General features: G+C 67.4%; 15 protein-coding genes and 1 pseudogene. 10 read left to right on the top strand and 6 right to left on the bottom strand.

Going from position 1 to position 18,531, the window contains the following annotated elements; all coding sequences use genetic code 11:
• Both ELR45_RS37665 and ELR45_RS12360 read left to right on the top strand, forming a co-directional pair.
• Window positions 1–557: pseudogene (locus ELR45_RS37665) on the top strand (hypothetical protein); the annotation flags it as partial.
• On the top strand, window positions 550–1,191 hold the full coding sequence (locus ELR45_RS12360; RefSeq protein ID WP_165367708.1) for a class F sortase: 642 nt from the start codon (window positions 550–552) through the stop codon (window positions 1,189–1,191). The pseudogene ELR45_RS37665 and the gene ELR45_RS12360, both read left to right, overlap by 8 nt.
• A 44-nt stretch (window positions 1,192–1,235) precedes the next feature.
• Here ELR45_RS12360 and ELR45_RS12355 read toward each other — a convergent pair whose 3' ends face one another.
• A complete protein-coding gene (locus tag ELR45_RS12355) occupies window positions 1,236–2,678 on the bottom strand; it encodes a helix-turn-helix transcriptional regulator (protein ID WP_129666327.1) in 1,443 nt (480 codons plus the stop codon).
• Between the two features lie 212 nt (window positions 2,679–2,890).
• Between ELR45_RS12355 and aceA the strand changes: the two genes are divergently transcribed.
• The 4 genes from aceA (at window position 2,891) to ELR45_RS35055 (ending at window position 7,411) form a co-directional block, all read left to right on the top strand.
• Window positions 2,891–4,231 (top strand): isocitrate lyase, encoded by a 1,341-nt coding sequence (gene aceA / locus ELR45_RS12350; protein WP_129666325.1) that lies wholly within the window; start codon window positions 2,891–2,893, stop codon window positions 4,229–4,231.
• Between the two features lie 264 nt (window positions 4,232–4,495).
• The gene (locus tag ELR45_RS40805; protein WP_129666323.1) at window positions 4,496–6,229 is read left to right on the top strand and encodes a malate synthase; all 1,734 of its coding nucleotides are present in this window, start codon (window positions 4,496–4,498) and stop codon (window positions 6,227–6,229) included.
• A 90-nt stretch (window positions 6,230–6,319) separates the two neighbouring features.
• Entirely contained in the window at window positions 6,320–7,126 is an 807-nt protein-coding gene (locus ELR45_RS12340; RefSeq protein ID WP_129666321.1) for an Fpg/Nei family DNA glycosylase, read from the top strand.
• Window positions 7,127–7,234: 108 nt separating this feature from the next.
• Window positions 7,235–7,411, top strand: coding sequence for a hypothetical protein (locus ELR45_RS35055; protein WP_165367707.1), 177 nt, complete (start codon window positions 7,235–7,237; stop codon window positions 7,409–7,411).
• Window positions 7,412–7,429: 18 nt separating this feature from the next.
• Here ELR45_RS35055 and ELR45_RS12335 read toward each other — a convergent pair whose 3' ends face one another.
• Window positions 7,430–8,659 carry a deoxyguanosinetriphosphate triphosphohydrolase gene (locus tag ELR45_RS12335; RefSeq protein WP_129666319.1) on the bottom strand — a complete coding sequence of 410 codons (1,230 nt, stop codon included), beginning with the start codon at window positions 8,657–8,659 and terminating at the stop codon, window positions 7,430–7,432.
• Between the two features lie 146 nt (window positions 8,660–8,805).
• On the opposite strand from ELR45_RS12335, the gene ELR45_RS12330 reads away from it, so the two are divergent.
• Window positions 8,806–10,125, top strand: a complete 1,320-nt coding sequence (locus ELR45_RS12330; RefSeq protein ID WP_129666317.1) for an FAD-dependent oxidoreductase — start codon at window positions 8,806–8,808, stop codon at window positions 10,123–10,125.
• A gap of 696 nt (window positions 10,126–10,821) precedes the next feature.
• Window positions 10,822–10,998: a hypothetical protein gene (locus ELR45_RS35050; RefSeq protein ID WP_165367706.1), complete on the top strand. Its 177-nt coding sequence runs from the start codon at window positions 10,822–10,824 to the stop codon at window positions 10,996–10,998.
• Window positions 10,999–11,474: 476 nt separating this feature from the next.
• Here ELR45_RS35050 and ligD read toward each other — a convergent pair whose 3' ends face one another.
• Both ligD and ku read right to left on the bottom strand, forming a co-directional pair.
• Entirely contained in the window at window positions 11,475–14,015 is a 2,541-nt protein-coding gene (ligD, locus tag ELR45_RS12325; protein ID WP_129666315.1) for a DNA ligase D, read from the bottom strand.
• Window positions 14,016–14,019: 4 nt separating this feature from the next.
• Window positions 14,020–15,024: a non-homologous end joining protein Ku gene (gene ku / locus ELR45_RS12320; RefSeq protein ID WP_129666313.1), complete on the bottom strand. Its 1,005-nt coding sequence runs from the start codon at window positions 15,022–15,024 to the stop codon at window positions 14,020–14,022.
• Between the two features lie 146 nt (window positions 15,025–15,170).
• Here ku and ELR45_RS12315 point away from each other — a divergent pair, with 146 nt between their 5' ends.
• Both ELR45_RS12315 and ELR45_RS12310 read left to right on the top strand, forming a co-directional pair.
• Complete coding sequence (locus ELR45_RS12315; RefSeq protein WP_129666311.1) at window positions 15,171–15,590, top strand: CBS domain-containing protein; 420 nt, start codon at window positions 15,171–15,173, stop codon at window positions 15,588–15,590.
• Window positions 15,591–15,764: 174 nt separating this feature from the next.
• A complete protein-coding gene (locus ELR45_RS12310) occupies window positions 15,765–16,202 on the top strand; it encodes a hypothetical protein (protein WP_129666308.1) in 438 nt (145 codons plus the stop codon).
• A gap of 19 nt (window positions 16,203–16,221) precedes the next feature.
• Here ELR45_RS12310 and dnaG read toward each other — a convergent pair whose 3' ends face one another.
• Both dnaG and ELR45_RS40800 read right to left on the bottom strand, forming a co-directional pair.
• Entirely contained in the window at window positions 16,222–18,123 is a 1,902-nt protein-coding gene (gene dnaG, locus ELR45_RS12305; protein WP_129666306.1) for a DNA primase, read from the bottom strand.
• Between the two features lie 140 nt (window positions 18,124–18,263).
• Window positions 18,264–18,531, bottom strand: a 268-nt coding sequence (locus ELR45_RS40800; protein ID WP_240759538.1) for a LysE/ArgO family amino acid transporter, incomplete at its 5' end; no start/stop codon positions are given.

Raw genomic sequence — 18,531 nt, 5'->3', positions numbered from 1 at the left:
GCCGCTCGACGATGTACGTCGGCGGCCCTTTCACCGGTCTGACGGCACCATCGAACCGTGGAGGTCAGACTCCGGGGATCAGCGGCTGGTTCGCCTGCGGTGTTCCAGCGCACTGGCGCGACCGGCCGACTCCGCCGGGACCGCCCGATCTGCCCCAGTTCACACGCAGGCCGTCGCCGACCGACCAGCCGGAGAAGCCGACCTCAGAGCCCACTGAAACACCGGATCCCACGGTGACAACAGGTCCGACCGAGACGCCCGAGCCCCCGGAGCAGCGCGAGCCTCCGGAACAGCAGCCCGAGCCGACAGAGGATTCCGAGCCCACAGAGCAACCGGAGGTCACGTCGCCCGGCCCCACGGAGTCGCCGACCGCCACTGACGGCACTGAGGAGCCATCGGTCGCCACGGTGCCGACCTCCATACCCGCGGGCATCCCACCTGCTGGCGATGCCGAGTCCGTCGGCGGGTGGACGGTGCTGGGTATCGTCGCGGTCGGTGCCGCGGGCGGTACTGCGGCCGCCGTCGTGGGGGTGCGTCGTCGGCGGGCAGATGTCTGAGTGGGAGCCGCGGCACCGTCGGCGCCGCCCTGGTGCGCTGGCGCTGTATGCGGTGCTCGGCGCGGCTCTTCTGGTAGCGGCGGGTGGCTTGTGGAGCGTGAGTGCGCTGTTCACATCGGACGACGACTCGTCCGACCGGGAGGGATCTGACACGTCCACCGGCGTCGAGCAGTCGGAGACTCCAGGTGGGCAGGTCGGCGACGCGGGCGGCCGTTACCGCGTCTGGGTACCCGAGATCGGCCTACGGGCGCCCGTCGTCGATATCGTCTCCGATGACGATCGTGTCCTGGCCCCGCCCGAAGATCCCCTGGTGGCCGGATGGTGGAGCCAGGGAGTGGCGCCCGGCGACGAGAGCGGGACCGCGCTGATCGTCGGGCACGCCGTGGAGTCGGGTGCCGGCGTATTCAACGAGGTCGGTGACATGGGAGCGGGCGACATGATCATCCTGACAGGGGAGGCCGTGCTGGCGTACGAAGTGAGCTCGGTCGAGGCACTGCCACCCGAGCAGCTTGCCGAGCGCGCGGAGAGTCTGTTCGCTCAGGACGGCGACGCACGGCTGGTCCTGGTCACGTGCGAGGGCTGGGACGGCGAGGACTTCCGCTCCAACATCGTCGTCACGGCCGTGCTTCCATGATCATCGAGTAATTGGGGTGTGATGACGCGCTGGATCCTCGATGATCATGGGGAGGCCGGGGCGTGGCGGTCGAGGAAGGTGTAGACGTCGGTGTCATCGACGCCGGGGAACGTGCCCGGCGGCAGCGCGGCCAGGAGATGCGAGTGGATCCGGGCGCTGGGCCACGCATGCTCGGCCCACTGCCGCGCCAGGTCTTCCGGCGGCCGACGGCAGCACGACGGGTCGGGGCAGCTGGACGTGGCCCTCGTCGTCGTCTCCCGCCCCTGGAACCACTTCGCGTGCGCGTACGGAACCCCGACGTCGATGGCGAAGTCCCCGTCCGAGGTGCGCTCGACGTGCGTGGTGCACCAATAGGTGCCACGGCCCATATCGGTGTACTGGTAGTGCGACGCGTACCGGTCGGCGGCCGCGAACACCGCACGCGCAGCCCAGTAGCGGCAGACCATCTGACCTTCGATCGCGCCGGTGACGTCGGTGGGGAACGTGACGTTGTCGTTCTCGTATGCCTTGTAGATGATGCCGTCCTCGCCGACCCGCATGAAGTGAACCGGGACGCCCAGGTGATGGGTGGCGAGGTTGACGAACCGGTGTGCTGCCGTCTCATACGTGACAGCGAAAACATCGCGGAGATCTTCGATCGCCAGTGCCTTGGCGGCCTTGGCCTGCTGGAGGAAGCCGACGGCGGCGGTTTCGGGCATGAGCAGCGCTGCCGCGACGTAGTTCACCTCGACCCGCTGGCGCAGAAAGTCCGCGTAGTTCGCCGGCTCGGAGTGACCGAGGGCGAAATGGGCGAGGGTCTGCAGCACGATGGTGCGCGGATCGTGGTCGGTGTGGCTCGGCAGCGGCAGGTAGATCCGACGGTTGCGAAGGTCCGTGACCGACCGGGTGGCGCGGGGGAGGTCGGCGGTGCGGTGCAAGGTGAAGCCCAGATGGGCCGTCAGATCATTGACACCGCGTTCGGTGAGCGGGCCCTTGGCGTGCTCGACAGCCGCGGATAGCTGTGCGGCGACCTGCTCCAGCTCCGCGAAGTAGTTGTCCCGGTCTCGCATCCGCTGCCGGAGCTCGGCGTTGGCCCGGCGGGCCTCTTCAGGAGTCGCGGCCTGTTCGCTCGCCCGCCGTTCGAGCTCCGCGTGCAGGCCGACGAGCGACTCCAGGGCCTCGGTCGGCAGCTTGCCGGTGAGGCCGACCTGTGGCAGGCCGAGGCTCGCATACAGCGGGCTGGCCTGGGCGCGGGTGAGCGCGATCTCGAGGGCGGCGCGGTGGGTGGGCGCCTCCGGCTTGATGAGATAGCCGATGTCGACCTCGAGCGCGGCGGCGAGGGACTGGATCAGGGTGAGCCGTGGCTCGCGCTTGCCGTTCTCGATCTGAGAGAGCAGTGACGGCGCGCGATCCACCGCCTGGGCGAGCTCGCCGAGAGTCAGGCCCTTGGTCCTGCGCGCATGCCGGATCCGTTGGCCGAGCGTCGCCAGGTCGAGGTCGGTGTCCATGGAAAGCCCATTCTTCTCGATAGGTGAAGAACGACGATATTTCACAGAGCGTATCTCTGGAAGAGCCTGTTCCCAACCGCACATGGTGTCTATATGCCAAATGTTCGACGGCAGGTCTCCATCCGTGGCGCAGGGCGAACGGCCTCTGGTCCGTCGCCGTGGGCCGGCGGTTCTGTGGCGGACCGGCCGTCGCGATGACCAAGGAGCAGAGCATGACGGTTGCACTCGACAGACAGCACGACGAGGCGACACGGAACGGCGACGGCACGCCCCAGGATCGGCTCGCCGCGGAGGCGGCGCAGCTGAAACGAGAGTGGGACACCGACCCGCGATGGGCGGGGATCGAACGGACCTACACCGCCGAGGACGTGGTCCGGCTCCGTGGCACCGTGCGCGAGGAACACACGCTCGCGCGGCGCGGCGCGGAACGGCTGTGGGAGCTGCTGCACTCCCGGGACTACGTGCATGCACTCGGTGCCATCACCGGTAACCAGGCGGTCCAGATGGTGCGAGGCGGGCTGGAGGCGATCTACCTCTCCGGCTGGCAGGTCGCGGCCGACGGGAACACCTCGGGCCAGACCTATCCGGATCAGAGCCTGTATCCGGTGAACTCGGTCCCGACGGTGGTCCGCCGGATCAACAACGCCTTGCTGCGCGCCGACGAGATCACCTTCTCCGAGGGGGTCGATCCTGGCGTGGACTGGCTGGCGCCGATCGTCGCTGATGCCGAGGCGGGCTTCGGCGGTTCGCTCAACGCCTTCGAACTGGCCAAGGCGTTGATCGCGGCCGGAGCCGCCGGCGTCCACTACGAGGACCAGCTGGCCTCGGAGAAGAAGTGCGGGCATCTCGGCGGCAAGGTGCTGGTCCCGACAGCCCAGCATGTCCGGACGCTGAATGCGGCGCGGCTGGCGGCCGACGTCGCCGGTGTCCCGACGGTGCTGGTCGCCCGGACCGACGCGTTGGCGGCCAAGCTCATCACCAGCGACGTCGATCCGCGCGACCAGGAGTTCCTGACCGGCGGGCGGAGCGGAGAAGGGTTCTTCCGAACGACGCCGGGGGTCGCCACAGTGGTCGCCCGGGCGCTGGCCTATGCGCCGTACGCGGACCTGATCTGGGTCGAGACCGGAACTCCGGATCTCGGCCTGGCACGACAGGTCGCCGAGGCGGTCCACGAGCGATACCCAGGCAAGATGCTCGCGTACAACTGCTCGCCGTCGTTCAACTGGAAAGCGCACCTCGACGACGAGACCATCGCGGGGTTCCAGCGCGAGCTGGGCGCCATGGGCTATCGCTTCCAGTTCATCACCCTCGCCGGGTTCCACCAGCTCAACTACGGCATGTTCGAGCTTGCTCAGGGGTATGCGAAGGACGGAATGAGCGCCTACGTTCAGCTGCAACAGCGCGAGTTCGACGCCGAGAGCCGGGGTTACACCGGGGTCAAGCATCAGCGCGAAGTGGGCACGGGGTACTTCGACCTGGTGTCGGCCACCTTGAATCCTGACGGCGAGACCGTCGCGCTGCAGGGGTCGACGGAGCAGGAGCAGTTTCACTGACGGCCCCGCGCTGGACGCGGTCGGCCACGCGGTGGACCCGAATGAGAGACAAGAGTGAACCGGCACAAGAGACCGGAGCAACCGGTGATGGATGACAAGGACGTGGAGGATATGACTTCAGGGTTGACCACAGGCGACGTCATGACGGGCCCGAGTACGCGGGAGACCCGGTCACACCGGGGTGATGGTCCGGGCCCGGCCACGGGAGACGCGCGGGCCGCTGAACCGGCGACTGGCGAGCCGGGGAGCGCACGGGAGACGAGGATGGGGAACTCGGCGACGGTGGAAGCGACCGGACGGGTGGAGGTCGCCGGACCGGAGGTCTACCGGCAGGACGAGATCCTGACGCCGGAGGCCCTCGCGTTCCTCGCTGAGCTGCACGTGCGCTTCGCCGGGCCACGGGCCGACCTGCTGGCGATGCGGCAGCGGCGCCGGCACCGGATCACGGGCGGCCAGGACCCGGAGTTCCGCACCGATACGCGCGCCATCCGGGAGAACACCGCCTGGCGGGTAGCGCCGCCCGCACCCGGTCTGGAGGACCGCCGGGTCGAGATCACCGGGCCGACCGAGCGCAAGATGACGATCAACGCGCTCAACTCGGGTGCGAAAGTCTGGCTCGCCGACTTCGAGGACGCGAACACGCCGCACTGGACGAACGTCGTCGATGGGCAGGTGAACCTGCACGACGCGATCCGCCGCACCATCGACTACACCAGCCCGGAAGGCAAGCGGTACGAGCTGGCGGAGACCACATCGACCCCGACCATCGTCGTCCGGCCCCGTGGCTGGCACCTGACCGAGAAGCATCTGCGGTACGTCCCTGCCGAGGACCACGACGGCTCGCTTGCCCGTCGTGAAGGCCCGCCGGTGGCGGCACAGCGCCCCGACGACCGTCCAGGGCCGGATTCGACGTCCGGGCACCCACCCGGCGAACCGATGGTGGGCGCGCTGGTCGACTTCGGGCTGTACTTCTTCCACAATGCCCACGAGCTGCTACAACGCGGCGTCGGGCCGTATTTCTACTTGCCCAAGCTGGAGAACCACCTGGAAGCGCGGCTGTGGAACGACGTCTTCCGGTTCGCCCAGGAAGCTCTGGGGCTGCCGGTCGGGACGATCCGCGCGACCGTGTTGATCGAGACGATCACGGCCGCGTTCGAGATGGAGGAGATCCTGTATGAGCTGCGAGAGCATTCGTCGGGCTTGAACGCCGGCCGATGGGACTACATCTTCAGCCTGATCAAGAACTTCCGGACCCGCGGAGGCCGCTTCGTGCTCCCGGACCGTGCCGCCGTCACGATGACCGTTCCGTTCATGCGTGCGTACACCGAACTGCTGGTGCGCACGTGCCACCGGCGCGGCGCACACGCCATCGGCGGGATGTCGGCGTTCATCCCATCCAAGGACGCGGAGGCGAACGCGGAGGTCTTCGAGAAGGTCCGCGAGGACAAGGGCAGGGAGGCGGGCGACGGCTTCGACGGTTCGTGGGTGGCGCACCCCGGCATGGTCGACTCGGTCCGTGAGGTCTTCGACGAGATACTGGGAGACCGCCCCAACCAGCTGGAGCGGTTGCGCGAGGACGTCGACGTCCGCGCCGCCGACCTGTTGCGGGTCGAGGAGACACCGGGCCGGATCACTGAGGCGGGGCTGCGGACCAACATCGCGGTGGCGCTGCGCTACCTGGAAGCGTGGCTGAGCGGTCGTGGTGCGGTCGGGATATTCGGCCTGATGGAGGACGCCGCTACCGCGGAGATCTCCCGCTCGCAGATCTGGCAGTGGATCAACGCCGAGGCGGTCATCGAAGACGGCACGCTCATCACGCACGGGCTGGTGGCGGACATGGTCGCCGAGGAGACGACGAAACTGCTCGACGAGGTGGGCGACGACGATCAAGCCCGCAGAAGCCGGGTGGAGCAGGCGCGCGAGCTCTTCGAGCAGGTGGCCCTGGCTCCGGACTACCCGACCTTCCTCACCATCCCCGCCTACGCCTCCTACATCTGACACCCGACCGCCCATGATCATCAACGATTGCGCCGGTCATGGTCCGTCTACCGGTTGATGATCATGGGCGCTTTGGGTATGGGCGTATATATGCCAGAGCTGCCGGATGTCGAAGGTTTCAGCCGGGTCCTGGATCGTGCGGGCGGGCGTCGGGTCGAGGATGTCGACGTGCTCGACAATGGGGTGCTGCGTGACACCAGCGCCCGTGCCGTACGGGACGCGGTGACCGGGCGTGCGTTCGGCAAGCCCCGCCGGCACGGCAAGTGGCTGGTGTCGCCGCTGCGCGAGCCAGGGCGCCGGCACCGTTCGGACGAACCCAGCCTCGTCTTCCACTTCGGCATGACCGGTGCGCTGGTCTGGTCGCCGGACGAAGGCGGCGAACGGCACAAGCACGACCGGCTCGTCTTCACCACCGACGACGGAGAGCTGCGTTTCCGGGATATGCGCAAGCTTCAAGGCGTGAGACTGGCCGGCGACGACGGACAGGTCGACGCCCTGCTGCAGGACACCGGGCCGGATGCTGCCGCGATCAGCCGCGACGAGTTCCGGGAACGGGTGGGAGCCACGCGGCGACGGATCAAGCCCGCGCTGATCGATCAGTCCGTCGTGGCGGGCCTGGGCAACCTGCTCGCCGACGAGATCCTCTGGCAGGCACGGATCCACCCGGCGCGGTCCGCGGGGGGCCTCTCCGCCGAGGAGTGCCGACAGCTTTACAGCACCATGCTAAAGGTCATACGCAGCGCGGAGCCGACAGGTAGGGTGCCGGACCGGCGTTCATGGCTGACCGGGCACCGGGACCAGGCCGACGGTGAGTGTCCACGCTGCGGGACGCGGCTCCGGCACAAGCCGGTCGGTGGACGCCGGACCGTCTTGTGTCCGCAATGCCAGCCGTCGTGATGTGTGGTGAGCCGCGTCGCCCGACGTGCACGGACCGCTAGGTGTGAAATTCCGCGGGCGGGATAAGGCATGGGCGAACCATCTCGTTGACTCGGCAAGGAGGCAATGATGGGCGGCAAGTACAAAGGCAAGCATGCTGCGGGCAACGTCGAACGTCCAGAAGAGGAATCCGTGGACGAGATGAGCGACGACGAGAAGCTGGAGAAGACAAGTAAAGGACAGTACACACCAGCCGATGCCAAGGAAGGTGCCGAGAGACTCAAGGACGAGTACCCGCCGCGCTGAGCTGAGCGCGGCTGTGCCTCATGTCCCCTTCAGCCGTGAGGTCAGGAGGTATGCGGACGCATCGGTCAATGACGCGACCTGGTCCACGATGACGCGTAGCCGGGCACCCTCGTCTGGCGCGTTGTCCCAGTCATCGCGGAACGGTGGCTCCAGCGCTTCGGGGGAACGTCGGCGCAGCAGGTCGACCAGCTCCTCGACGACGGCTCGCTGGTCGCCGTAGGTCTCCGCGCGGCCCCGCGACGTCATGACGTACGTGGCCGCCAACCCTTTGAGGGTGCCTACCTCGAGCCGGGTCTCCCGCGGGACACACAGATCCGCCGCGTACCGGGTGAGGCGGCCGCCCCCGTAGGTCTCGTGCGTCGCCCGCTGGGCGTGCTCGCTGAACCGGCCGATGAGGTGGCTGGTCATGTCCTTGAGTGCGGCCAGCGAAGAACGACGACCGTCGTATGTGTCGACCCAGAATGGGCTGGATCGGAGCCGGTCGAGTGTCTCCAGGATCTCGTCGGTCGACGCGTCGGGCAGATACCACGACCGGGTCAGCTCGGAGAATCGCCGGCGTTCGTCGGCCAGGTCCAGCACCTGCGACGGCTCCAGCCAGCCGCCCACGATCGCGTCCTCGACGTCGTGCACGCAGTAGGCGACGTCGTCGGCGAAGTCCATCACCTGCGCTTCGAGGCAGCGTCGCTGATCCGGCGCGCCCATGCGCAGCCAGCCGAAGACCTCCATGTCGTCGTCGTAGACACCGAACTTCTTCGGGTGGACGGTGCCGCGGCGCCATGGATACTTGGTGGCTGCGTCGAGGCTGGCCCGGGTGAGATTGAGCCCGGCGGACCGGCCATCCGGGTGTGCCGCTTTGGCCTCGAGCCGGCTCAGCAGGCGCAGTGTCTGAGCGTTGCCCTCGAAACCGCCGATCTCGACCGTGACCTTGTCGAGTGCCTCTTCGCCGTTGTGTCCGAAGGGCGGATGCCCGAGGTCATGGGCGAGGCAGGCGGTGTCGACCACATCGGGGTCGCAGCCGAGCGCCTTCCCGAGCTCGCGCCCGACCTGCGCCACCTCCAGCGAGTGAGTGAGGCGGTTACGGACGAAGTCGTCGCTACCCGGTGAGACGACCTGCGTCTTGGCGGCGAGCCGACGCAACGACGCGGCGTGGAGCACGCGCGCGCGGTCACGCTCGAAATCCGTGCGCGAGGAGCGTTTCTCGGGCTCGCGGGCCCACCGCTCCCGATCGGCGACGTCGTATCCGTTCATCAGTGCCGAGACTATCCCTTGGGTACGTGGGGCGTCCGGGTGCACGATCGCCCCGCCGGCACGTCGTCGACCATCGGTCCCTCCCATCGTCGTCCGTCGTCGTGCCGTGGTTCTGCGACAATGAGCGGGCAGGGGGTGCAACGCAGATGCGTTCTGGACATCGTTACGCAGTAATAGGCGCGGGGATCATCGGATCGGCCGTCGCGCGAGCGCTCGTTCGCCACGACGAGAGCGCCAAGGTGACGGTCCTGGAGAAGGAACAGGAGCCGGGACTGCACCAGACGGGGCGGAACAGTGGCGTGGTCCACGCGGGCCTGTATTACACGCCCGGCTCGGCGAAGGCCCGCTTCGCCCGCCGCGGTGTCGGACTGCTCCGCGAGTACTGCGGAGAACGCGGTCTGGCTTATGACGAGTGCGGCAAGGTGCTCATCGCGCTGAACGAGCGGGACAGGCGTCGGCTGGACGGCATCCACGCGCGGGCGCGGGCCAACGGAGTGCCGGGTGTCAGGCTGCTGAGCGCCGCGGACATATCCGAGATCGAGCCGCACGTTCGCGGCGTCGCTGGGCTGCACTCGCCGACCACGGCCGTCGTCGACTTCGCCGCCGTCGCCCGCGCCATGCTCGACGATGCCGTAGCGGCCGGTGCTGAAGTGCTCACCGGCATCGAAGTGGTCGGCTTCCATCAGAGCTCGTCTGAGGTCCGGGTCGACATGCGCGCCACCGACGACCGTGTGGATGTGCAACGGCGATCCTCGGGGCTGGGCCGGGAGTCACGTTCGGCGGAGGGCGCAGCATCGACGAGCCGTCCCACCCTGACCGCCTCTTACGACCCCATGCCCGAGGTGATGGACTCGTTCGACTACGTGATCATCTGTGCCGGGTTGCACGCTGACCGGCTCGCCCGGCTGGCCGGAGACGACGAGTTCCCACGGATCGTGCCGTTCCGCGGTGAGTTCGGCCGCCTTCGCCCGGACCGTCGTCACCTGGTCAAAGGGCTGATCTACCCAGTGCCTGATCCGCGCTATCCGTTTCTCGGTGTGCACCTCACCAAGGGCGTCGACGGTGACGTGCTGGTGGGGCCGAATGCCGTGCTGGCGCTGGCGCGCGAAGGCTACCGGCGACGCGACGTCGAGCTCGGGGAGCTCGGCAGGCTCGTGCGCTGGGGAGGCTTCCGCCGGTTCGTGCGAAAGAACTGGCGAGCGGGCGCGCGTGAGGTGTATGGCTCGATGAGCCGGCGTGCGTTCGTCCGGGCTGCCCGTCGGTACGTGCCCGAGCTCACGGTCGACGACGTCGTCCCGGCGCCGGGTGGGATCCGCGCGCAGGCGATGGACGCCGACGGAACGCTGGTCGACGACTTCCGCACGAGCCGGCGCGGCCGGGTCCTGTGCGTGCGCAACGCACCGTCGCCGGCCGCCACGGCATCACTGGCCATCGCCGATGACATCGTCGCCGAGCTCGACGAATAGACGACAGCGCCATCTCGCCTCAGAGCGAGCGCGCGGCGGCCAGAGCTGCGACGTGCACCAACGATGCTTTGGTGTCGACGCCTCATTATTCGGCGGACACCGTTCGGTTCGCTGTGTCATGATGCGAACATGCCGCCGCCCGCTGGGTGGATAGGAAGTAGAGGCCGGGACCCCCGCCGGAGGACGGGACCTGGCCTTCGCGTTTGTGTACGCGAGCGCGTGCGTTGCCGTGCCCCGGATCCGGAACCGTGCCGGGATCGAGCCACGTAGGAACCCGACTACTTGGTGGACACGGCTGGGCTCGCTGTGTCACTATTCGAATGTGCCGACCACCTGCTGGGTGGAACGGAAGTTGAGGCCGGGACCCCCGCCGGAGGACGGGACCCGGCCTTCGCGTTGCAACGTCTATTTATGGCTAACCCCTATTTATCGAATCTTGAGGTCAACCTGCTCAGTCAGGTGTGCGAGTACCTCGAACCATTGGTGGTTCCCGTCTTGTTTCGCGTTTGCAGCTCCAGCGACTGCGTCGGCTGCCCACAGCATAGGCTCGTCTCGTGGAAGCGCGAAGCCGACACGGATTTTCGGGGAGACTATGCGTGCACCACGCATGTGTTCGACCATCTTCAGGTCTTTCCGGTTCAAGGATTGAGTGCGGCTTTCCATCCATACACAGCTCACGTCCAGAGTGTTTAGTCGGTGGAGAAGCTGCTCGAAACAGAGCCGCCTAGCACGCTCTTGGCGGGCACCATCGACATGGATGCCCACGACGACAAGGCATGCAACGTCAGCCGCGCCGACCGCTTCCGCAATCTTGCGGCGGCGGTCAGCGTTCTCATCCCTCCAGTGCAAACGACCGCGCTTGCGCACCAATAGTGCGCGCATGGCGTCACGCGTAGGCTCACATCCCGATGGATCGGCGATGATCGCGGCAAGGATATAGAAGCCACCGGCGGGTTGGATCCGGACAGATTCGTCTACCCACGCATGCCATGTGTGTGCATGCAGCGGATCTGGGAGATCTTCTCCGAGCATACGGTGATCATCTCACGTTACACCGACAGGACTTGGGTAAACGAGCGCTCTATAGAGCTCTAGAAAGCAGACATGCGTAAATAAACGCTAGACACGACAACCCATTGCTATGCACACTTGATCAGTGCCGACCACCTGCGGGTGGAACGGAAGTTGAGGCCGGGACCCCCGTCGGACGATGGGACCCGGCCTTCGCGCTGCATAGGGCACCTTGGGCGCGGCAAATGCGGAGTTGCCTGGCGGCTGCGGATGCCTGGGATGCGCACCGATCGCTGCCCGGGCGTTGGCGCGGCGGCCGTCGCCACCGGTTGGCGGCGTCAGATGTTCAAGTCGGGGAGCTCCTGCTCGAGCTCCAGCAGCGGCTGGAAGAGTGCGGCACGTTCGTCGAGCTGCTCCACTACCTGGTCCGCCTCCCAACGCAGGCTCTCCGGGTCGGCGTCTCCTTCGGCGACGGCGCCGACCTCATCCCAGGACAACGGCACCGACACCGTCGGACGGCCACGTGCCCGCAGCGAGAATGGCGCGACCGTCGTCTTGTGCGCTGTGTTCTGGCTCCAGTCGACGAAAACCTTGCCCTTTCGGCGGGCCTTGGTCATCCGCGAGACCACGTCGTCGGGGTTCTCGTGCTCTGCCAGCTGCGCCACCGCGTGCGCGAACGGCTTCGTGTCGTCGTAGGTGACGGGCGTGTTCAGCGGTACCGCGAGGTGCAGCCCCTTCGAGCCCGACGACTTCACCACTGCGTTCAGGCCCACGTGGTCCAACACGTTGCGCACCCAGACGGCGACCTTCGCGCATTCGGCCAGCCCGACTCCCTCACCGGGATCGAGGTCGAAGACGATGAACGTCGGCCGTCCGACGTCGTCGGCGCGGGCCAGCATGGTGTGCAGCTCGAGGTCGGCGAGGTTGGCTACCCAAACGAGCGTCGGCAGGCCGTCGACGACGCAGTATTCCACCTCACGGTTGTTGCTTTCGCTCCAGATCGGCGCGGTGGACACCCAGTCGGGTCGGTGCGACGGGCATTGCTTCTCGTAGAAGCTCTCACCCTCGACGCCATCCGGGAACCGCTTCATGGTCAGCGGACGCCCGCGTAGGTGGGGGAGGAGCGCTGGCGCGACGTCGTGGTAGTAGGCGATGACGTCGCCCTTGGTCATGCCGGTCTGCGGGTAGAAGACCTTGCCGAGGTTGGACAGCTTCAGTTTCCGGCCCTCGACGAGTACCCGTCCCTCGGCCAACTGGTCCGCACTGGCCTGATCGGCGCCGTTCTCGCTGTTATCCTCCGGTTCGTCGACGTCCGGTTCGTCGGCGTGCTGCTCGTCCGCATCAGGCTGCGCCTCAGCAGTCGCGCTGGTGGCCCCGTCGTCGGCGGGACTTTCCGTGTCCTCGGGCGGTGCCATGGGGTCCTCGCGTACCACCTGGTGAGGAGGCTTGTCGTCGCGCAGTCCGCGGTACGAAGGCTGGCGCAGCGTGCGGGACGCGGTCCACTCCGCGAACTCCACTTCGCAGACGAGCTCGGGGTCGACGAAGACGGTGTCCTTGGTCTGCGGCTGCCGCCCGGCGAAAGGGCTGTCCTCGCGTTTGAGTGGTCCGAGACGCTCGCGGAGCATCCGCAGCGTCTTCGCGTCGAAACCGGTGCCGACCTTCCCGGCGTAGCGCAGCTTCGGCCCGTCGCTGTCGCCGTCGGTGTCGTTCTCGTCCTCGTAGTAGCCGACCAGGAGTGCGCCGAGCTCGTCTTTGCGCTGCCCTTTCCCAGAGGTCCAGCCGCCGATCACAACCTCTTGCTGGTACACATTCTTCACCTTCAGCCAGTCGTGGCTGCGTCGCCCGGGCTGGTATCTGCTGTCCAGTCGCTTGGCGATGACGCCTTCGATGCCTTGCTCGCGGGTCGCCGCGAGGAGCGCCGCGCCGTCGCCGCGATGGGTCCCGGGGACGTTCCAGCTTGCACCGCCCAGCTCCAGGGCTTCGAGCTCGCGGCGTCGTTCCGCGTAACTGAGCGGCAGCAGCGAACGGCCGTCGAGATACAACAGATCGAAGATGACGTAGGTCACCGGTATGTCGCGCTGGCGCTGACGCACCTTCGCCTCGGCGAGGTTGATCCGGGACTGCAGCTTCTCGAAGCTAGGCCGGCCCTGGTCGAAAGCGACGATCTCGCCGTCCAGCACTACCCGGCGCGAGCCGAGCTGGCGGGTCAGGGCACCGATCTCCGGATACTGCCCGGTGATGTCCCGGCCGTTGCGGTTCACCAGGCGTAGCTTGCCGACCTCGCCGTAGGCGACGGCGCGGACGCCGTCCCACTTCACCTCGAACCCCCACCCTTCCTGGTCCGTAGGGAGTTCGGAGAGCGTAGCGAGCATCGGCTCGATGCTCTCCGGCATGGCATCCCGTCCGGCCTCCGGCGGGTCCATCCGGTGGATCAGCCAGTTCTTCGCGTCGCCGCCATGCCCCGTCTGGAACAGCGCGAACTTTCCCGTCGCGCGCTCGCCGTCGAGACGCATGATGACCTCGTCGTCCCTGAACTTCTCCGCCTCATAGGTGCCGCGGTCCCAGACGGTCATCGTCCCGCCGCCGTACTCGCCGGCGGGGATATCGCCCTCGAAGGTCAAGTACTCCAGCGGGTGATCCTCGGTGTGCACGGCCAGCCGGTTCTGTTTGGGGTCGTCCGGCAGGCCTCGCGGCAACGCCCACGACACCAGCACGCCGTCGTGCTCGAGCCGCAGGTCCCAATGGAGACGGCGAGCATGGTGCTCCTGGATCACGAACCGGTTCCCGGTGGGCGGGGCGGTACTGTCTCCGCGCGGCTCCGGTGTCTGCTCGAACGAGCGCTTCTTCCGGTACTCGCCAAGCTTCTCCGACGCGGCCATACCTCTAGGATGCCTTCATGCGGCCTCGCTTGCTGCCGCCCTGGCCGGCCGTCTCGCGCTCGCTGCGGCTTCTGCTCGTGCGCCCACCGGTACTGCCGGCCTGTTTCTTGCCCTGGGCGCCGTCCTTGCCGCCACCCGTGCCACGGCTCTTCGAGCCGCGCTTCGAAGAAGAACTCTTGCCCTCGCCCTTGGATCCGCCCTTGGGTCCGCTCTTGGCGCCGCCCTCGGAACCGCGCGCCTGCTCGATGCTACGCTCCAACGCGGCCACTAGGTCGACGACGTTGTCCTCCGGTTCCTCGGGCTCCGCGGGCTCGACGTCCTCACCCTTGGCCTTCTGCTCGACCAGCTTGAGGACCTGCTCCCGGTACGTGTCGTGGTAATTCTCCGGCTTCCACGACGTGCTCAGCTGCTGGATCAGCTGGACCGCTGTGTCGAGCTCGCGCTGCGGAAGTTTGCGCTGTCCGGGCAGGACATCTGTGACGTCGCGCGGGTCTCGGATCTCGTCGGCGAAGAACATCGTATTGAGCACGAGGACGTCGCCGTCGGCTCGGATGGTGGCCAGGTACTGCTTGTTCCGCATCACCAACGTGGCGATGCCGGCCAGGCCTGCCTCCTTCATCGCTTCCCGGAGCAGTGCGTAGGCGTGCTGCTGCTCCTCATTCCGCGGAGCCAGGTAATAGCTGCGTTGATAGTAGATCGGGTCGATCTCGGCGAGCTCGACGAAGTCGTCGATGGTGATCGTGCGGGACGTTTCGGGTTGGACGGTTTCGAGCTCATCCTGGGTGACGATGACGTGTTCGCCGCTCTGAATCTCGTAGCCCTTGGTGATGTCCTCGTATTCGACTTCCCGGTCCGTCCCCTCGGCCACCCGCTTGTTCCGGACGCGTTTGCCGGATCCCTTCTCGAACTGATGGAAGGAGACGTCGCGGTTCTCAGTCGCGGAATACAGGCCGACACCGATGTTCACCAGCCCGAAGCTGATCGTGCCGGTCCACGCTGGCCGTGCCATGTTCTCCCCGGTACCCGCATCCCAGACGGGCATGCCCTGGCTGAAAAGTCGTGCGCACTGGGGTCGATATTTGCGGCATACCTGTGAACCCCTTGGGTACGGAGGTTCTCAATAGAGGAACGAGTCGAGGCCACGAGGAGACAGCCATGGCGCAGAAGGTCAGCGAGATCATGACAGGAGCGCCGGTGACGGTCGACACGAACGCATCGGTCCAGGAGGTCGCGCAGTTGATGCGGGACCGCGACATCGGGGACGTGGTGGTGACCGACGATAACGGCGTCTGTGGCCTGGTCACCGACCGGGACATCGTCGTGCGTGCTCTCGCGGTCGACGGCGACCCCACCCGGACGAAGATCGGCGACATCTGCAGCCGCGATCTGGTCGCCATCGGCGCCGACGACGACGTGGACCACGCGGTCCGGATCATGCGCGAACGGGCGGTTCGCCGGTTGCCGGTGACCCAGGAGCAGCAACTGGTCGGCATGGTTTCCATCGGAGACCTGGCTGTCGACCAAGACCGCAGGTCGGCGCTGGCGGACATCAGCGCAGCCCCGCCCAACAACTGATCATCGGCTGGCTGCCACAGCGCCGGCGGGCTATCCATATCCGGTCCGCGGCGCGAGACAGGTGGTCACTGATCAGCAGCCGCGGCGGCGTCGTGACCGGCGCTGCCACGGCGGTGGCGTCGTGACCGGCGCGGCCGCTGACGTCACGCGGATTCGTGAGAAAGGGTGGTGTGTATGTCCGTCTTTCGAGGCCTTGCGCACGTCCCCTGGTGGGCTTGGACACCATTGCTGGCGGTCGGAGTAGTGGTCATGTCCGTGGGGATCGGCTGGTTCCCGTTCTTCGCTATCGTCATCGGCTGGCTGGTGGCCACACTGCTCCGCCGGTGGCCGTTGGAGCCAGAGGGAAGTGAAGTCAACGAGACGGCCGGACAGCGTCAGGAGACGACCGAGTCGGCCATCGCCGGGATGCCGGACGAAGAGCTGTACGAGCTGTGGGCGCAGACCAGCCAGGACCTGCGCCACAAGTACCTGCCGGCGAGCATCCTCTCGCATGCACAGCTGCGTGAGCTTCTGCTGGACGAGATGACTCGGCGGCATCCCGAGGTGATCGACCGTTGGCTCGCCGATCGGCCCGATCAGCTCGACCCGCGGGGGTACTTGGGTCAAGGTTGAGTGTCGACGGCGCGAACCGTCAGGCCGCCCCGATCCCGCGCTCACGCAGATCACGGCGGTGCGCTTCCAGCGTCATCAGTTCGCCGAACAACCGGTTGTAGACTTCCACTTCGGCCGACGGATCGGTGCGCTGCAGGCGGGCCTTGAGCGCGACCAGCCGCCGAGACACCCAGACCTCGGTCAGGCGGAGCACGATCGACTCGGCGTAGCGGGGCATGCTCGCGTCGTCGGTAGGTATCGCCTCGACGGCGAGCTCTGACAGGACGTGCCGGGTGACGTCGTCGTCGGCGGCCGCCAGCAGGGCCTCCATCCACACGGACCCGCCTCCCTGGGTCGCGCACCCGCCGGCCTTGGCTATCGCCTCGCGCGTCGTGCGGAAGACGGGGGAGAGGAACGCCTCCGGTTCGATGGCGTCGAACGCCGGGCCGGCGAGGGCCGGTCGCTGTACCGCCACCCGCAGCACCTCTCGCTCCAGCCCGAGGGTCTGCGGATCGACATTGCCGTGGCTCGGCACACTCAGGGCCTGCTGCGCCTGCGGGGGAGGCTGGGCGGCCCGCCGAGCGGGCCGATCCGGGGCACCGGCGGCACCGCGCACCCTGCGGACGACGGACATCTCGTCGGGGGCGCCGACCCAGCCGGCGAGCCGTCGCGCATACTCATCCCGCAGCGCGCGGTCGCGGATCTTGGCGACGAGCGGCACCGCCTTCTCCAGCGCCTGGGTGCGGCCTTCCGGAAAGTCGAGGTCGTACTCGTCGACGAGGCTGCGGATGGCGAACTCGAACAGTGGACGATGCCTCGCGATGAGTTCCCGCACGGCGGCGTCGCCGGACCCCAGGCGCAGGTCGCACGGATCGAGGCCGTTCGGCTCGATGGCGACGTACGTCTGCCCGACGAAGCGCTGGTCGCCTTCGAACGCCCGCATCGCCGCCTTCTTGCCCGCCTCGTCGCCGTCGAAGGTGAAGATCACCTGGCCGCGGTACTCGTCCTGGTCGCGTAGCAGCCGCCGGAGTATGCGGGTGTGGTCCTCGCCGAACGCGGTGCCACAGGTGGCGACGGCGGTGGTGACCCCTGCCAGATGACACGCCATGACGTCGGTGTAGCCCTCGACCACCACCGCCTGGGAACTGCGCGCGATGTCCCGCTTGGCGAAGTTGACGCCGTAGAGCAGATGGCTCTTCTTGTAGATGACCGTCTCTGGCGTGTTGAGGTATTTGGCCTCAATGCGATCGTCGTCGTACAGCCGGCGCGCTCCGAAGCCGACGACGTCGCCGAGCAGGTCATGGATCGGCCAGACCAGCCGGCCGCGGAAGCGGTCATACGGTGAGCTCCGGCCCTGCGCCACTAGACCGGCGGTCACCAGCTCGACGTCGCTGAACCCCTTCTGCCGGAGGTGCTTGCGCAGCGCCTCTCCCTCCTTGGGGGCGTAGCCGACGCTGAACTGCTCGGCGGCGGTGCGGTCGAAGCCCCGTTCGTCGAGGAATCTGCGGCCGATCGTGGCTTCCGGTGACGACGCGAGCATCTCCGCGTAATACTCGGCGGCGGCACGGTGCGCTTCGATCAGCCTGGTGCGCTGCTCACGGTTCTGCCTCGGCCCGGCGGTGCCGCCACCGCCCTTGCTCTCCTCGTAGCGCAGCTGGACGCCGACCTTGTCCGCGAGCCGCTCGACAGCCTCGGCGAACGAGAGCTGCTCGTGCTTCTGCAGGAACGAGATGACGTCGCCGCCCTCGCCACATCCGAAGCAGTGGAAGAGGTTCACCTGCGGCCGGACGTTGAACGACGGGGACTTCTCGTCGTGGAACGGGCAGAGCCCTTTCAGCGAGCCGCCACCGGCCGGACGGAGCGTGACGTACTGGGAGACGATGTCATCGATACGGGCGCGCTCGCGGACTGCGGCGATGTCTTCGTCACGGATGCGGGCCACGCCGCAGATTCTAGTGGTCTTCGGGCACGGGCGTTTGGAGGGACGACGCCGCTGGCTTGATCGAGGGTTTCTACCGACATTATCAAGGCCCTGACTTCGATAATGTCGGCAGATTCCGCACGATCGCGGTGCGGAAGTGTTCAGGCGATGAGCAGGCCGGCGGCGAGCGCGAGCATGATGGCGGCGATCGCTGCGTCGAGCAACCGCCACGCTTGTGGACGGGCGAAGAGTCCGCTGAGCGCACGCGCGCCGTAGCCGAGTGCCACGAACCAGGTGAGACTGGCGGCGGATGCGCCGCCGACGAACATCCAGCGACCGTCGTCCCCGTGCTGGTTCCCCAGCGACCCGAGAAGGACGACGGTGTCGAGGTAGACGTGCGGGTTGAGGAAGGTGAAGGCGAGGCACGTC

This window comes from Phytoactinopolyspora endophytica, assembly GCF_004138495.1.
Lineage (GTDB): Bacteria > Actinomycetota > Actinomycetes > Jiangellales > Jiangellaceae > Phytoactinopolyspora > Phytoactinopolyspora endophytica.
This window is presented reverse-complemented; position numbering and strand designations above follow the sequence as displayed.

Coding starts and splice junctions, on each gene's coding strand:
- ELR45_RS12360 (WP_165367708.1), top strand. CDS start 550: ATGTCTGAGTGGGAGCCGCGGCACCGTCGGCGCCGCCCTGGTGCGCTG.
- ELR45_RS12355 (WP_129666327.1), bottom strand. CDS start 2,678: ATGGACACCGACCTCGACCTGGCGACGCTCGGCCAACGGATCCGGCAT.
- aceA (WP_129666325.1), top strand. CDS start 2,891: ATGACGGTTGCACTCGACAGACAGCACGACGAGGCGACACGGAACGGC.
- ELR45_RS40805 (WP_129666323.1), top strand. CDS start 4,496: ATGGGGAACTCGGCGACGGTGGAAGCGACCGGACGGGTGGAGGTCGCC.
- ELR45_RS12340 (WP_129666321.1), top strand. CDS start 6,320: ATGCCAGAGCTGCCGGATGTCGAAGGTTTCAGCCGGGTCCTGGATCGT.
- ELR45_RS35055 (WP_165367707.1), top strand. CDS start 7,235: ATGGGCGGCAAGTACAAAGGCAAGCATGCTGCGGGCAACGTCGAACGT.
- ELR45_RS12335 (WP_129666319.1), bottom strand. CDS start 8,659: ATGAACGGATACGACGTCGCCGATCGGGAGCGGTGGGCCCGCGAGCCC.
- ELR45_RS12330 (WP_129666317.1), top strand. CDS start 8,806: ATGCGTTCTGGACATCGTTACGCAGTAATAGGCGCGGGGATCATCGGA.
- ligD (WP_129666315.1), bottom strand. CDS start 14,015: ATGGCCGCGTCGGAGAAGCTTGGCGAGTACCGGAAGAAGCGCTCGTTC.
- ku (WP_129666313.1), bottom strand. CDS start 15,024: ATGGCACGGCCAGCGTGGACCGGCACGATCAGCTTCGGGCTGGTGAAC.
- ELR45_RS12315 (WP_129666311.1), top strand. CDS start 15,171: ATGGCGCAGAAGGTCAGCGAGATCATGACAGGAGCGCCGGTGACGGTC.
- ELR45_RS12310 (WP_129666308.1), top strand. CDS start 15,765: ATGTCCGTCTTTCGAGGCCTTGCGCACGTCCCCTGGTGGGCTTGGACA.